The sequence below is a fragment of the Faecalispora sporosphaeroides DSM 1294 genome (assembly GCA_000383295.1).
GTDB classification, from domain to species: Bacteria; Bacillota; Clostridia; order Oscillospirales; family Acutalibacteraceae; genus Faecalispora; species Faecalispora sporosphaeroides.
This window is the reverse complement of the sequence record KB911071.1, coordinates 69587-84889: the sequence shown is the minus strand read 5'-3', so window position 1 is coordinate 84889 and position 15303 is coordinate 69587. Positions and strand designations below refer to the sequence as shown.

The 15303-nt window shown below is 50.0% G+C and carries 11 protein-coding genes and 1 tRNA gene; 7 read left to right on the top strand and 5 right to left on the bottom strand.

The window, feature by feature from the left end:
• Window positions 1-355 precede the first annotated feature (355 nt).
• The 7 genes from G340_RS0111265 (at window position 356) to G340_RS0111230 (ending at window position 9335) form a co-directional block, all read left to right on the top strand.
• Window positions 356-1300, top strand: a complete 945-nt coding sequence (locus G340_RS0111265; protein WP_020073761.1) for a dipeptidase — start codon at window positions 356-358, stop codon at window positions 1298-1300.
• A gap of 250 nt (window positions 1301-1550) precedes the next feature.
• Complete coding sequence (locus G340_RS17965; protein ID WP_154653188.1) at window positions 1551-1874, top strand: hypothetical protein; 324 nt, start codon at window positions 1551-1553, stop codon at window positions 1872-1874.
• A gap of 210 nt (window positions 1875-2084) precedes the next feature.
• Window positions 2085-3257, top strand: coding sequence for a TolC family protein (locus G340_RS0111250; protein ID WP_020073758.1), 1173 nt, complete (start codon window positions 2085-2087; stop codon window positions 3255-3257).
• A gap of 51 nt (window positions 3258-3308) precedes the next feature.
• The gene (locus G340_RS0111245; protein ID WP_020073757.1) at window positions 3309-3983 is read left to right on the top strand and encodes a response regulator transcription factor; all 675 of its coding nucleotides are present in this window, start codon (window positions 3309-3311) and stop codon (window positions 3981-3983) included.
• Window positions 3980-5026 (top strand): HAMP domain-containing sensor histidine kinase, encoded by a 1047-nt coding sequence (locus tag G340_RS0111240; protein ID WP_020073756.1) that lies wholly within the window; start codon window positions 3980-3982, stop codon window positions 5024-5026. Before G340_RS0111245 ends, G340_RS0111240 begins: the two co-directional genes overlap by 4 nt.
• A gap of 58 nt (window positions 5027-5084) precedes the next feature.
• The gene (locus G340_RS0111235; RefSeq protein ID WP_020073755.1) at window positions 5085-6278 is read left to right on the top strand and encodes an efflux RND transporter periplasmic adaptor subunit; all 1194 of its coding nucleotides are present in this window, start codon (window positions 5085-5087) and stop codon (window positions 6276-6278) included.
• A gap of 12 nt (window positions 6279-6290) precedes the next feature.
• On the top strand, window positions 6291-9335 hold the full coding sequence (locus G340_RS0111230) for an efflux RND transporter permease subunit (protein ID WP_020073754.1): 3045 nt from the start codon (window positions 6291-6293) through the stop codon (window positions 9333-9335).
• A 413-nt stretch (window positions 9336-9748) separates the two neighbouring features.
• On the opposite strand, the gene G340_RS0111225 is transcribed toward G340_RS0111230, so the two are convergent.
• From G340_RS0111225 to G340_RS0111205, 5 genes are all read right to left on the bottom strand, one after another.
• Window positions 9749-9824, bottom strand: a tRNA-Lys gene (locus G340_RS0111225).
• 188 nt (window positions 9825-10012) lie between these two features.
• Window positions 10013-11935, bottom strand: a complete 1923-nt coding sequence (locus G340_RS0111220; protein WP_326522387.1) for a methyl-accepting chemotaxis protein — start codon at window positions 11933-11935, stop codon at window positions 10013-10015.
• Window positions 11936-12413: 478 nt separating this feature from the next.
• A complete protein-coding gene (locus G340_RS0111215) occupies window positions 12414-12677 on the bottom strand; it encodes a metal-sensing transcriptional repressor (protein WP_020073752.1) in 264 nt (87 codons plus the stop codon).
• 28 nt (window positions 12678-12705) lie between these two features.
• Window positions 12706-12933, bottom strand: a complete 228-nt coding sequence (locus G340_RS0111210) for a heavy-metal-associated domain-containing protein (RefSeq protein ID WP_009061578.1) — start codon at window positions 12931-12933, stop codon at window positions 12706-12708.
• 23 nt (window positions 12934-12956) lie between these two features.
• Complete coding sequence (locus G340_RS0111205) at window positions 12957-15272, bottom strand: heavy metal translocating P-type ATPase (protein WP_020073751.1); 2316 nt, start codon at window positions 15270-15272, stop codon at window positions 12957-12959.
• Between the last annotated feature and the right edge of the window lie 31 nt (window positions 15273-15303).

The window sequence follows — 15303 nt, the reverse complement described above, 5'->3', positions numbered from 1 at the left end:
CCGTAACCAATCGGATCACAGGAACAAAGGGGATTCCGGTATCATAAAAAAGCTATCACAAAGATCGGTAGGAGAAGGCGCGCTTTCTTTGGGCAAGGTGGACGGCTGCTACTATGTGATCAACTCTATGGGTGGGTTTGCGCCGGAGGGAACCGTGCGGCCTCTGCCGTCAGAATCCGCAGCGTTGTTGTCAACGATCTCGCCGTCCGCCACGCCGGCGTAGTGCCTGGGGCGGATTGCTCCGCGGGCTGCCGGGTCGTCCGTTTTGGATTCTGCGGTAAATGAAAAGGAGACTCCCTGCCCCTGCCGCAATTTTGCGCGGGAGCGGGGAAGCCTACCGGAAAGAAGGGGAAATATGCCTATTATTGATCTGCACTGCGATACCGTTTCCGTTCTTTTAGAGAGCGGGGAGCCGCTGTTTTCCAGCGACAGGAACGTCAGTATTGAAAAAATGCGCTCGTCGGATGTGTTCTGCCAGTTTTTTGCGATGTTTATCCGCCTGACTGATTTTAAAAGCGTCGACGCCGCGTATGAATACCTGAAAATAATGCAGAGCCATTACCTGCGCGAGATGGAGCAGAACCTCGAGTACATTCGTCCGGTGCTGTGCGCCTCGGACCTGCACAAAAACCGGGAGGAGAAAAAACTTTCCGGAATCCTTACCGTGGAGGAGGGCGGCGTAATCGGCGGCTCCCCGGAGCGCCTGGAAGAGCTGCACGATATGGGTGTACGGCTGATCACCCTTACCTGGAACTACGAGAACTCTCTCGGTTACCCGAATTCGGATGACCCCGCCGTCATGGGCGCGGGCTTGAAACCGCTGGGCAAACAGATTGTGGAGCGCATGAATGAGCTGCACATGCTCGTGGATGTTTCCCACCTGTCCGACGGCGGCTTCTGGGATGTGATGGAGCTGACACGCGGGCCGTTTGTGGCATCTCATTCAAACGCGAGAGCGGTGCGCGATTTCCGCCGGAATCTGACGGATGAGATGCTGCGCGCGCTGGCGGAGCGTGGCGGTGTGACCGGCATCAATTTTTACCATAAGTTTTTGGGGGAAGACGGACAGGGCAGCGTCGCCGACATGGTTCGCCATATAAGGCATATCCGTAAGGTGGCGGGAATCGACGTAATTGCGCTGGGGAGCGACTTCGACGGCTTCTCCGGCCCCTGTGAAGTTCGCGACTGCACACAGTTTTACAAGCTGACGGATGCGCTGACCGCCGCTGGCTTTACCGATGAGGAAATTGAAAAAATCTGCTGGAAGAACGCTCTGCGCGTGATCGACAGTGTGTTGTAATTAAGAAAGGCTTTGAGCACCTGAAAAAGCGTGGGAACAGGATGAATATAGTTTGGGGAATCGCCGCTCAAAATCGTTGGGGGGGTTCCCCGTGACTTGAAAATCGCACGGTTTTTAAGTGAATTGACTTTATTTCGCGCAACAGGAAAAGATTGGTGGTCTGATTACCGGACTTACCAATCTTTTTTCTGTTTTTTCTGATGACCAGGCACTGAATTGGAACAGGCTCTCTGTTTTGGTTTCTGCTGATTTGCAGAAGCTGTTTGACCTTGCGCACGGTTTCTGCCGCCGTCATGCCATCCTCCTGTCATCATTTATTTACCCTGAATTGAAAGCGTATTTATCTGTGAAGAAGCTGCCGATAAAAGTGAAACTGAGAATAAAAACTGCGGCAGCAGGTCTTTGTATGCCCCAAAATGCAGCGGGCAAAAGGTTTGCAGCCGACAAAAACATGCGGCGGAAAGTCGACGGTGACATTGGCAGAATGCAAACAGAGGACAAGCGGTTGAAGGTGGAGCGTGAGCTGCTGCGGGATTTTCTTTCGCTTGCCGAAAGAAAGCGAGTGCCAATATGAAATCGTGTCGTCTGCAAGCACAGGCAAAAGCATATGCCGTCCGGCAATTTTTTCTGAATTTTCTCTCTCAATTCAGATGGAAAATTCACAATGAATTCACACCGCTTTATTATACTTTCCAATGGCAGCCAATAAAAATGTCAAAATTAAGAAAGTAAAATTTTAAAAGATAGACGCCACAATCACTGTTTTATGGAGGGAAAGATTGCAATGAAAAATAAAAAAATTGCAGCGTTGGCAATTGCTATTGTGCTCACCGCCAATATGGCGCTGCCTGCTTTTGCGGCAGAAAACACCGAGCAGGACGCCCCAAAGAGCACCGCTTATCTGGTGTCTTATTCACAGATAGAGCAAATAGTGCTGGACAATAACCTGCAAGTGGAAAATAATGAGCTGACCCTGGATAATCTGATGGAAGAGGATGAGCTGAAAAAACAATATGAAAGAATTTCCGATTCAATCGATCAAACTTCGGCGACGCTGGCAGCGGTAATTGGAAATGCGTCGGCTACTCAGGATCTGAAAACAGTTGCGGCGGGAACCAGTGCCGCACTTGCCGTTTTAAAAACCCTGTTCGCATCTCAGGAGGATGCTTCGGAGGATACGATCAATTTGACGGAACTGCAGATTAAGCAGGCAAATAATCAGCTGGTCAAAGCAGCACAGAGCCTGTTTTCCACATACCATCAGCTGCAATACAATCTGGAGTCGCTAAAAAACAACCGCACGGCTTTAGAGGATTCCGTTCGAGCCGCTCAGGTGCGTTACCAACTGGGAGCAGGAACCGCTGCTGCGGTGGAAGACGCAGAGGCTTCCCTTGCAACATTGAATAAAAATATCACCGATTTGCAGAATCAGTCCTTATCCATCAAATATCAAATGAACCAGCTGCTCGGCCACCAATATAACGACCAGATTGTATTTGGGAAAATGCCTGATCCGGATATCAAATATGTCGAGACAATCCAGCTGCAGGATGATATTGCCGAAGCACAAAAGGCCAGCTACAAAATTCAGATCACAAAATTACAGCGTTCTATTTTGAACGAGGACACCCACCAGGAGAAAGACAAGAGAAAAGCAAAAAGCAACGACATCGACGCAGAAATTCAGAAAATCAGCGCATCGATGGCCACCCAGCTGGACACGATCAAGCAGCAGCAGGCCGCGCTTGCACTGGAGCAGAAAAATCTGGATATTGCAAAACGAAAATGGGATCAGGCGGTTCAGCAATATGAACTCGGCGTCATCTCATCCATTACACTGAATCAATTGAAAAGCAACTATCTGAATCAGGAGATTATTGTGAAAACCGCAAAATCCACCCTGTTCTGGAATATTGAATCCTACCGCTGGCTGGTAAAAGGACTTCCCGCTTCCTGAATTTTCTAATTTTTTTGAGCAATTAAGAAGTATATAAGAGAGGGGTTTTTTATGCTTCATATTTTAGTTGCGGAAGATAATCAGAGTTTGCGCAAATTGATGACAATTTACTTAAAACAGGCCGGTTATCAGGTCAGCGAAGCCAACGACGGCAACGAAGCTTTGAAAATCATAGAAAATACACAGGTGGATTTGCTGATCAGCGATTTGATGATGCCCAACGTAGACGGGTATAGGCTAACCGATGCGCTGCGCAGAGATAACAATATGCTGCCGATTTTGATTGTTACGGCAAAGGAAACCTTAGAGGATAAAAAGAAAGCGTTCACCAGTGGCACAGATGATTATATGGTAAAACCGATTGATATGGATGAAATGCTTTTGCGCGTCGAAGCTCTGCTGCGACGCGCAAAAATCGCCAGTGAGCACCAATTGAAAATTGGAGATGTTCTTTTGAATTACAACGAGCTGACCGTAACGGTGGGGGATCTGGTTTATGAACTGCCCAAAAAGGAATTTTACGTGCTTTTTAAGCTGTTAAGCTACCCAAAGCAAATATTTACGCGCCAGCAGCTCATGGATGAAATTTGGGGGTATGACAGTGAAGCAGATGAGCGCACTGTTGATGTCCACATCAAAAGACTAAGAGAAAAATTCGATTCGTTAACCGAATTCAAAATCATTACGGTGCGCGGTTTGGGATACAAGGCGGAGAAATATCTATGAAGCTACACATTTATTCCATACGGGTTAAGTTTGCCTTTATTTTTATCGGTATATTGTGCATTTGCTCTGTAATGGCCAGTGCAACCACGATCTTTATGACACAAACCGGGATATTTGACGGCGACCTGATGAAAGCGATCTTTATCAGCTTTTCTCTGTATTGCTCCTGCGGCAGTCTGTTAATGTGGCTGGCGGTCAGTCTTATTACCCGACCGATTCAGCAGCTGACTTCTGCCACAAAAAAAGTGGCAAAAGGCAATTTTGACGTGCGGGTGGATTATCACAGCCTTGTTAACGACGAGGTTGGAGTGCTGATTCAAAATTTTAACCAGATGGCGGAGAAGCTGGAAAACATGGAATATATGAGAAAGGATTTTCTTTCCAGCGTATCCCACGAGTTTAAAACTCCCATTGCTTCTATTAAAGGGTCGGCAGCGCTTCTGTTGGAAAAAAGAGTCAGCGAAGAAGAAGCGCAGAATTATCTGGCGATTATAAAAGAGGAGGCAGGCAGACTGTCTAATTTGGTCTCCAATATGTTAAGGCTGACGAATGTTGAAAACCCGGCGGTACCAATAGAACCGGTACGATTTGCGCTGGATGAGCAAATTCGGAAAACCATCCTGTTATTTACAAGCCTTTGGGAAGAAAAGCGTTTGGAAATGGATATTCAGCTGGATAAAACCGAATTTGAAGGGGATGAAGAGCTGATTCAGCAGATATGGATTAATTTGATTGAAAATGCCATCAAGTTTTCTGAGGAAAACGGTACGGTATCCATTTATCTGCGGCAAGTGGGAGACGATGCCGTTGTAACCATCGCCGATGGCGGAATCGGAATTCCAGAAGAAAAGCAAGCCCATATTTTTGAAAAGTTTTATCAGGCAGATCCATCCCATTCCTCTAACGGAAACGGCCTGGGACTTTCCATTGTCAAAAGCATTCTGGACCGGATCGGGGGCTCTGTTGAAGTGAAAAGCAAGGAAGGCCAGGGCGCCGTGTTTGTCGTCAGATTACGGCGCTTTCACGGTATCCATCCAATATAAATGGAATCAAAGCGTCCAAAATAAGCAAAAAATGTTATTCTGTTAAGGGGGGCCATGCATGCCAAAAAAGAAATTACTTTATGTTATCGCAGGGGGAATCGCACTGGTTGTGGTGATTGCAGCGGCGGGCAAAATGATATCTTCCGCCAAAACCGCTCAAGAGGCAAATGCCATACCCAGTATAAAAGAAACCGCCGTAAACGTCGTTATTGCCAAAAAATCCGCAGTGGAATCCAGCGTTTCTTTTAACGCTTCTCTGGAGGCGTCCGAGGAGGGACTGGTGAGTGCGAAGACTCCGGGAAAAATCATTCAGATTTTTTTTGAAAACGGGAAATCGGTGTCTCAGGGAGAGGTGCTCGCAAAATTAGACGAGACCGATATTAGAAATAACATTAAAACCTCGCAGGCACAATTAAATGCGGCAAAAAGCCAGCTGGCCTCTTCACAGGTCGGGCTGCAAAAGATACAGGCTAATTTGGAAAACACGCAGCGGAGCTACGACCGTACCAAAGCCATGTACGAACAACAAATTGTCAGCAAGGCGGATCTGGAGAATGCGGAAGTCGCGCTCAAGGTCGCATTGGCGGATATGGAATCCGCAAAGGCAGGAATTGATGCCCAGAAGGCCAATTTGCAAACGGCAGAAACCAGTTTGTCCATTTTAAACGACTCATTAAAAAACACGTCAATTACTGCTCCGATCAGCGGAGTGATGAGCGGCAAAAACATCGCGATCGGTCAATACATAAATACCGGTACGGTAATTGGGACAGTACAAAACGCTGACCCCATCTACGCTGTGATAGATGTTGCCGAAAGTGATTTATCCTACGTGAAAAAAGGCGCGGCGGCCAGCTTTCAGCTGAGTGACGGCAGCGAAACAAAATATAACGGCACGGTGGAAATTGTCGGCGGCGCCGCTGATCCCGTATCCAGAAGATTTCAGTGCAAGATAAAGCTGGATAATTCAAAAGGGGTACTAAAACCCGGGGTTTTTGGAAGGGTAAGGTTTGCCGCCGATGGGAACAAGCAGGTTATCTCCCTCCCTGTAAAAGCGCTGGGAGAGAGCGAAGGAAGTTACTATGTTTTTCTGAATGAAAACGGAACTGCGAAAAAGCAGTCCGTCACGGTTGGCAAACTGTTTCAGGATTCCGTTGAGATAACATCGGGAGTGGAAGAGGGAAACAGCATTGTCTGCACCAATGTAGGCACATTGCAGGATGGTGATGCCATTCGGGCCGTAGCGGAATAAGGGGGCAAAAGGATGTTTTTAACAAATATCAGTTTAAAACGGCCTGTGTTTGCCACCGTTATTTTTATTGCCTTGTTGGCGGTCGGTGTCATAAGCTATGCAGGCCTGCCGGTCGACATGATGCCGGACGTGGATGCCCCCACCGTTTCTATTACCATTGTACAGTATGGCGTGGCACCGGATCAGATGGAATCCAAGGTGACAAAAAAAGTAGAGGATGCGGTCGGGCAAATATCCGGTGTAGAACACATCAGTTCCACCATTACGGAAGGTGTTTCCACTACCGCCGTTTCCTTTGAACTGGATAAGTCCTCCACAGAAGCACTGCAGGAGATTAAAGATAAGCTGTCCAATATTCGCGGTAATCTGCCAAATGATATTCAGGAGCCGGTAATCGCCAAATACGATGCTGATGCTGCTCCTATTTTTTCTCTGGCGGTAACCGGAACCCTGCCGGAGAAAGAGCTGTCGCAGATAGCGGACGACAAAATTGCGAAAAAGCTGCAGACAATCAGCGGCGTTGGAGCAGTAAATCTTTACGGCCAGCAGGAGCGGGAAATTCAAATTAAGTTCGACAAAGAAAAAATGAATGCGTTTGGTCTGACGATTTCAGAGATCACCAACAGTTTGGGCAGCGATAATATCACTCTTTCCAGCGGCAAGGTATCGAATGACGATTCGCAGATCGGCCTGAAAACCAACGCCAATGTTGAAAAAGTCGATGATTTTTTGAATATTATCATTGCCAAGCGGAATGGCAGCGCAATCTACTTAAAAGATGTTGCTCAGGTGGTAGATGGAGTGAAGGAAAGAGAGAGCCTGTGCTTTTATAACGGCAACCAGGCGATCGGCATCGACGTTTTAAAACAGTCTGGCTCCAATACCGTGCAAGTGGCCGAATCGGTGAAACAAGCCATTGCACAACTTCAAAAGACCCTGCCTGCCGGGGCGGAAATTCAAATAGTCAGCGACAACTCCATTCCGATTCATGAATCCGTTAACGATGTGATGAAAACCATGATAGAAGGATGTATTCTGGCCGTCATTATTGTTTTCATTTTTCTTACAGATATTGCGAGTACGGCGATCAGCGGCATTGCGATCCCGGTATCCATTATTACAACCTTTGGCGTAATGAAGGTCATGAATTTTACACTGAATACCGTTTCTCTGATGGCACTGTCTTTGGCCGTCGGACTTTTGATCGACGACGGTATTGTGGTCATTGAAAATATCGTGCGGCATTTGCGCATGGGCAAAAATCCAATTCAGGCAGCCAGGGACGGTACCTCCGAAATCGGTCTGGCCGTTCTCGCCACCACGCTCTCACTGGTAGCAATGTTCTTGCCCATAGCCATGATTAATGGTCTTGTCGGTAAGTTCCTGATTCAATTCGGCATGACGGTTGCCGCCAGTGTTCTGATTTCGATGTTTGTATCCTTTACTTTGGTGCCCATGCTTTCCTCAAAACATCTGAAGTCCGAAGAAAAGCCCGTTCCGCTGATCGGCGGTCTTTTAAAGCGCTTTAACCACGGCTTTGATCGTCTGGCAAATGCTTATTCTAAATTATTGAAGTGGTCATTAGAGCATAAAGCGATTACGATAGCGGTCCCATTGGCTCTTTTGGTTGCCAGCCTGTTGGTGGTAACCAAATTGGATGTGGGATTTATTGCTACGAGCGACACGGCACAAATCGATGTAGAGGCCGTTCTGGATTCAGGTTCGCCTCTGAACAGCGCTTCCCAAACAAACAAACAAATGGAAGAAATCTTAAAAAAGAACGGTAACGTAAAATATATATACGCAACCGTTCAACCGGAAAAGGTCAATCTGCTGGTAAAAATCTCCGACAAGCAGGAGCGCAAGGAGAGCATTCAGCAGGTGGCGGCGCAATTGCGGGAAAGCCTGAGGGAGGTGCCGGGAGTAGAATTATCTGTTCTTGTGGGCGGCGGATTTATTCCGGGAAAAATGGCGCAGTACCACCTGAAGGGCTCTGATTTCGCCCAGCTTGAGGAGTATTCTCTCCTGGCGAAAAAAGCGGTGAAGGAAATACCCGGATCGGAAGATGTCAGTCTGAGCTACAAAGCGGGAAAACCGGAGGTAACACTTGAGGTTGACCGCGAAAAGGCCGCCGATTTGGGAGTAAGTCCGGTTGTCATCTCCAACACCCTTGGCGTCCTGTTTAACGGATCCGTAGTCAGTCAATATGAAACGGAATCAGACCGGTATGATGTTCGCATGCAGCTGCGCGACGAAGACAGGAAGGATTTTGACAGCCTTGAGGGGATTTTTGTGCCCAGCACCAGCGGGAAGATGATCCCCATCGATCAAGTCACAAAAAAGGTCTTTACTACCTCCGCCTCTACGATCAACCGGTATGACAAAGAGCGGGAGATTCAGCTGTCGGCCAATTATGTTGGCATTTCGCAGGGATCTTTTGATAAGGTGTTCAAAAGCAAACTTAGCAGTGATGCTCCGATTCCGGACGGCATAGAACTTACCTCCGGCGGCACACAGGATCAAATGAACGACAGCATGATGGGCCTGGTGACCGCCCTGCTGATGGGCGTGCTGTTTATCTTTCTGGTTATTGCGGCACAGTTTGAAAGCTTTTTGGATCCATTTGCAATTCTGCTGTCTTTGCCGCTTGCAATTATTGGAGCCATTCTGGGCTTGCTGGTCGGTCAAAAAGAACTGGATATGATGTCCGGCATCGGCGTTATCATGCTGATGGGTCTGGTATCTAAAAACGCCATTCTGCTGATCGACTTTGCAAAGCAAAATTACGATCAGGGAATGCCGTTAAAGGAGGCCCTCATTCAGGCAGGGCATACGCGTTTAAGACCGATTATTATGACCTCACTGGCGATGATCTTCGGTATGCTTCCCTCCGCTGTCTCAAACAGCGCCAGTGCAGAGCTCCGCTCCGGTATGGCCTTTGCCGTAATAGGCGGACTCATTACCTCTACGCTGCTGACACTGATCGTAGTCCCTGTCATTTATACATTACTGCATAATATGAAGGATTTTTTTAAAAAGAAAAAGTCGAAGCTTTAGAGTCCTCTGCAATGATCACGATAAAGAAACAGCCGGAAGAATTACGGTAATTCTTCCGGCTGTTTCTTTACGCTTTATGTCAAAGGGAAGGAATCCTTGAATGAAAGTCATGATGAAAACCACCAGTTTGACCGGTGGGACGCGCCAGACCCAAAGTGCAAAAAAATATACCGGCTCATCTCTAAAAGGCCCTGAAAGCCCTCCCAGGGGCATCCCGTGCGCCGTATATGCTCAGGCAGTTAATGTTGCAAGCCTTTCGTTTGCATCGAGGAAGATCGATTGTCGTTCACTTCGCTCAGTGCCTGAAGGCGAAAGCAGACGGGGGTTCTCCACCGGCAGAACCGTCGATTTGATGTGCTGAAACCAAAAGAAGAAAGAGAGAAAGGAATTTGTCCTTTCTCTCTTTCTTCTTTTGGTGAACCATCGGGGATTCGAACCCCGGACACCCTGATTAAAAGTCAGGTGCTCTGCCAGCTGAGCTAATGATTCATCTGTGTTGAGAACTTGTATATTATATCAATTCAACCGGGGCTTGTCAACACAAAACGGGATTTTTTTTGATTTTGGAGCGCATTTCGACCCGAAAAATAGAATTCCCCACTGTGCTCGCATCATACGTTCGGGCGGAGGAAGGATTCCCCCGCCCGAAACAACTGAGTTTGCGTCTTTTGGTTGGTTTATTCTTCGTCCTTTGCGACGTTTCCGCCCCTTATCTGGAAGCGCTTCATCAGCTCTTTGAGCATTTCAGATTGGCTGGAAAGCTCTTCGCTGGCTGCCGCACTTTCCTCTGCGGTTGCAGAGTTCGTCTGTGTGACCGAAGAAATTTGCAGCATGCCGTTGTCCAGCTCTGTAATCGCTTTGGCCTGCTCGTTGGAGGCCTCGGCAATCCGGTTGATCAGCTCGTTGACCTGACCGCTTTTTTCCACAATCTGATCCAGTGATTTTGCGGTCTGGTTTGCAATTACCATTCCCCTTTTCACGGAATCTATAGCTCTCTGAATCAGGTCGGAGGTGGTGGTGGTCGCCTGCGCGCTCTTTGAGGCCAGGCTGCGCACCTCGTCCGCTACCACGGCAAAGCCCTTGCCGGCCGAGCCTGCGCGCGCCGCCTCTACGGCCGCGTTCAGCGCCAGAATATTCGTTTGCGCCGCAATATCGTCGATCACCTTGATGATATTCAAAATCTCGTTCGCCGCATGGTCGATGTCGCGCATGGACTGCAGCATCTGGTTCATCTGCTCGTTGCCTTGCTGCACAAAACGGATCGTTTCATTCGAGAGCCCTTCCACAGAAGTAGCGTGAGAAGCATTGTTTTTGACATGCTCAGAGACATTCTGCAACGACGAATTCAGCGTTTCTACCGTGCTGGCCTGCTCCGCGGAGTTCTGCGCCAGGTTCTGCGCGCCCAGAGCCATCTCTTCGGCGCCGGCGTTCACCTGATATGCCGCCTGAGAAATGCCCTCGAAGGTTTCGTTGAGCGAATTCAAAATCCGGGTCAGCGATTCACGAATCGGGGCGAAATCGCCGCGGTACTCCACATTGCTCTCTGTGACCAGATTATTGCGGGACACTTCATCCAGCACATGGGAGATATCCTGAATGTACAGTCGAAGCTGCTGTACAGTGTGGCCCAAGGCACTGGAGAGACGGGCAATTTCATCGCGGCCCTTTACCTGTGGCACATCGGTCTGCAAGTCGCCCTGTGCCAACAGCTCGATTCTCTCGGTGGCCTCCTCAATCGGCTTTGTCATCTTAGCGGCAAACAGCAGCGAAGCGACCAGTGTGATCAGCTGAAGCAGCACCGCAATCCCCACGTTGATCAGCAGGGTGCGGTACAGATCCTGCATGATCTGGCTGATCGGGCGGGAAACCGCAATCGCCCATTTTTCGGGGCCCGAAATCTGTGTAAAGCCCACCTGCCTTCTCTGCCCCTGATACAGCGTATACTGGACGCCGGTTTCTCCGCTGGTCGCACGCTGATACAGCTCCGCCACAGGCGCTACGCTTGGATCCGTCTTGACTTTTTCGGCGTAATTCACCGGCTTCGCCACTGTGTCTTTGGTGGGGTGCAGCACGGTTTTTCCGTCCTGACTGATGACAAAGGCATACCCCTCGCTGCCGATTTTAATGGAATCGAGCATTTTGGCAAACGCATCGTAAGTTATTTCACCATACATCACTCGACCGCCGCCTGCCGGCGCACCGATGGTCACGGTCAGGTCGTCGCCACGGCGGCTCTTTACCGGGTCGGCAATATAGGCCGCTCCGCCCTTCGCGGACTGGAACCATTTTTCCTGCGACACGTTACCGTCCTGCTGCGTATTGCCCTGACTGTCGGCAAGCGCAAAATACGCAAAGCCTTCCAGACCGGCCTGCTCCTTTAAGTATTGCTGCTGTGCCGCCGCATCCGCTGAGCTTAACACAGAAGCTTTTGCGATTTTCTCTACCTCTCGTCTATACTCGTCCAGCTTGGAGCCCAAATACTGCTTGTAGGATTCCGCCAGATATGACGAGGTCTGTTCGGCCTGCGTCATAGAATTGAGGTAAGACAGCCAGCAGGTAATTCCCGTAGCCATTATGTTGGTGAACAGCACCAATATCATTATGAAAAGATGCAACTTTGTTTTTAAAGATTTCACAGCGTCTATTCTCTCCCTTGCACAAATTTAACCGGGTCGAAAAGTAATAGCCGGTTCTCATTTTTCGGCTACTTACAGAGATTTCTTCCTTATGAGTATACCTAATTATAATTATCGGACGCTATTTGCTTTTTTTGAATGAAAAATGTGTGGAAAATGAAAAAAGTTGGAGAAACCACGAGCTTTCAGAGGATCAGTGTAGAATTTTGTCAATTTACGAAACTTGCTGTATTTTTCAGAAAAGCGTCAAAATGATATCGGCCGTATGAAGGTGATTTTCCTTTTCAGCCCTTTTGACAGTGAAAAGAAATTCGTTGTTTTATTTCGGAATATGACAATCCGGAAAGTCTTGCGATATTGGTAAAAAACGCCGGATTGCGCAATCAAAATCGATTTTATGTAAAAAAGGTTCTGCCGCCCGGCAGAACCTTTTTTATCTCAATTATTTCGAGAGTTTATCCATCACGCCGATAATCTCATCGATTTTTTTCTGTTGCTCATCGCTGTTTAACGCCTGACTGACACAACCGGTCAAATGGGCGTGCAGCACTTCGCGGTTAATGCTTCGCAAAATCGCCTGCGTGGCCATCAGCTGGTTGGAAATATCGATACAGTACCGATTCTCCTCCACCATGCGGATCAGGCCGTCGATCTGGCCGCGGGCTGTTTTGAGCATCCGCAGCGTTTTTTCTCTATCTGCCTGCATCCTTACCACCTCCTTATTTGGAGCCGGATCAGCCGAACAGCCCCTTCTTCTCTTTCACAGAAACCAGCTTGTAGCCGGCGTCCTCCACCACTTTTGAAAACTCCTCGTCCGGCACGTCACGGCTAAGGGTAACCGTGGCCTCTTTGTGCTTCAGGTTTACCTTGGCCTGTACGCCCTCGATTCCGTTCAGAGCCTTTTCCACACGCGCCTGGCAATGCTCACAGGTCATTCCTTCAATTGCAAGTAGCTTTTTCATAGTACCGTTTCCTTTCTGATTTGTCAAATTTCTGGTTCCCCGTCAAACCGGCGGCGGGGCTTAAAGAATTTCAGACGCAGGGCGTTCGTCACCACGCACACGGAGCTCAGGCTCATCGCCGCCGCCGCGAACATGGGGTTCAGCTTCCAGCCAAGCAGCACGTAGAACACGCCGGCCGCCAGCGGGATGCCGATACTGTTGTAGAAAAATGCCCAGAACAGATTTTCTTTGATATTGCGAATGGTCGCGCGGCTCAGCTGAATCGCTGTCACCACGTCCATCAGATCGCTCTTCATCAGCACGATGTCTGCGGATTCGATGGCGATATCGGTACCGGCGCCGATGGCGATGCCGACATCGGCCCTAGCCAGTGCGGGGGCGTCGTTAATGCCGTCGCCGACCATGGCCACACGCTTGCCGGATTCCTGTATGGAGCGGACTTCTTCTTCCTTATCCTGCGGCAGCACCTCCGCCACTACGCGGTTGATGCCCATTTGCCGGCGAATCGCTTCGGCCGTGCGTTTGTTATCGCCGGTCAGCATGACTACATCGATGCCCATGGCGGTAAGCTCACGCACCGCCTGACGGCTGGTGGGCTTGATCACGTCGGCCACGGCGATTACACCGAGAAGCCTGCCGCCCTTTGCGAAGAACAGCGAGGTTTTTCCCTGCTCCGAGAAGGCTTCGGCCTGCTGCTGCAGGAGGCCGGTATCCACCTTCTGCTCCTGCATCAGCGCGAGGTTACCGGCGGCATACGGTTCCCCGCCGATGCTCGTAAGGATTCCGCGGCCCGATACGGCCTGGAACTCTCCGACCGGCGAAAGCTCCAGAGCGAGCTCGGCGGCCCTTTCAACGATCGCCTCCGCCAGCGGATGCTCCGACGGCTTTTCGATCGACGCGGCGGCGGCGAGCAGCTCCTGCTCTTGAATGCCGGGTGCGGGAACAATATCTGTGACGCGCGGCTTGCCTTCGGTGATGGTGCCGGTTTTATCGAGCACCACGGCGCTCACGGTGTGGGCGGTTTCGAGCGCCTCGGCAGATTTGATCAGGATGCCGTTGGAGGCGCCCTTGCCCGTACCGACCATAATGGCCACGGGGGTTGCAAGTCCCAGCGCGCAGGGGCACGAAATCACGAGCACCGCAATCGCGATGGAAAGCGCAAACTCAAACGACTGCCCCAGCAGCAGCCACACGACGGCAGCCAGCAGGGCGATCCCGATGACCACCGGGACAAACACGCCGCTGATCTTATCCGCCAGCTTTGCGATCGGCGCTTTGGAGGAGCTGGCTTCTTCCACCAGCTCGATAATCTGCGCCAGAGTGGTGTCGCCGCCCACCTTTTGGGCTTCCATTTTGAAAAATCCGGTTTTGTTCAGCGTGGCGGCGATGACGGAATCACCTACGGTCTTTTCCACCGGGATGCTCTCGCCGGTAAGCGCGGACTGGTCAACCGCGGAGGAACCCTCCACGATCACGCCGTCGACCGGGATGCTTTTTCCGGGGCGAATCAGCACGATGTCTCCGACTCTGACCTGCTCGACGGGAATATCCACTTCTTTTCCGTCGCGCAGCACCTCCGCCGTTTTCGGCGCCAAGTCCATCAGTTTTGAAATCGCTTCGGAGGTTTTGCCCTTTGAGCGCGCCTCCAGATATTTACCAAGGGTAATCAGCGTTAAAATCGTACCCGCGGACTCAAAATACAAATCCATCAGGTAATGGTCGACCACCGCCATATCGCCTGCACCCAGCGCGTAGCCGATTTTATAGATGGCAAAAATGCCGTAGGCGATCGCCGCCGTGGAGCCGATGGCGATCAGCGAATCCATGTTGGGCGAACGCTTCCACAGTGTTTTGAAGCCCACCTGGAAATACTTGCGGTTTACGTACACAATCGGCAGCAGCAGAAGAAGCTGGGTAAATGCAAACGGAATCCCGTTCTCTGCGCCGTGGAATGCGTTTTTGATCATATCCGGCACCGGCAGGCCGATCCACTCTTTCAGCATGTGGTGCATCGCCAGGTACATCAGCGGTATCCAGAACGCGAAAGACACAATCAGCCGCGTACGCATGGATTTCAGCTCTTCCTGCACCGGGTCCACGGTCTTCTGCGCGGCCGCAGCCGCCCCGTGAGTAAAGACGCTTGCGCCGTAGCCCGCGCTTTCCACCGCTGAAATGATGCCGTTGTCATCGAGAATGCTTTCGTCAAAATGAACCGTCATGCTGTTTGAAAGCAGGTTGACGTTTACGTCCTCCACGCCCTCCAGCTTTTTTACGCTTTTCTCCACCGCGGCGGAGCAGGCGGAGCAGCTCATTCCGGTCACATTATATTTTTGATTCATATAGCCACCTCCCTATACCCCGGGTGGGGTG

What these genes read in the sequence shown, in the direction of transcription:
- G340_RS0111230 (WP_020073754.1), top strand. Translation starts at nt 6,291, where the DNA reads ATGTTTTTAACAAATATCAGTTTAAAACGGCCTGTGTTTGCCACCGTT.
- G340_RS0111205 (WP_020073751.1), bottom strand. Translation starts at nt 15,272, where the DNA reads ATGAATCAAAAATATAATGTGACCGGAATGAGCTGCTCCGCCTGCTCC.
- G340_RS0111250 (WP_020073758.1), top strand. Translation starts at nt 2,085, where the DNA reads ATGAAAAATAAAAAAATTGCAGCGTTGGCAATTGCTATTGTGCTCACC.
- G340_RS0111210 (WP_009061578.1), bottom strand. Translation starts at nt 12,933, where the DNA reads ATGAAAAAGCTACTTGCAATTGAAGGAATGACCTGTGAGCATTGCCAG.
- G340_RS0111235 (WP_020073755.1), top strand. Translation starts at nt 5,085, where the DNA reads ATGCCAAAAAAGAAATTACTTTATGTTATCGCAGGGGGAATCGCACTG.
- G340_RS0111220 (WP_326522387.1), bottom strand. Translation starts at nt 11,935, where the DNA reads ATGATATTGGTGCTGTTCACCAACATAATGGCTACGGGAATTACCTGC.
- G340_RS0111215 (WP_020073752.1), bottom strand. Translation starts at nt 12,677, where the DNA reads ATGCAGGCAGATAGAGAAAAAACGCTGCGGATGCTCAAAACAGCCCGC.
- G340_RS0111240 (WP_020073756.1), top strand. Translation starts at nt 3,980, where the DNA reads ATGAAGCTACACATTTATTCCATACGGGTTAAGTTTGCCTTTATTTTT.
- G340_RS0111245 (WP_020073757.1), top strand. Translation starts at nt 3,309, where the DNA reads ATGCTTCATATTTTAGTTGCGGAAGATAATCAGAGTTTGCGCAAATTG.
- G340_RS0111265 (WP_020073761.1), top strand. Translation starts at nt 356, where the DNA reads ATGCCTATTATTGATCTGCACTGCGATACCGTTTCCGTTCTTTTAGAG.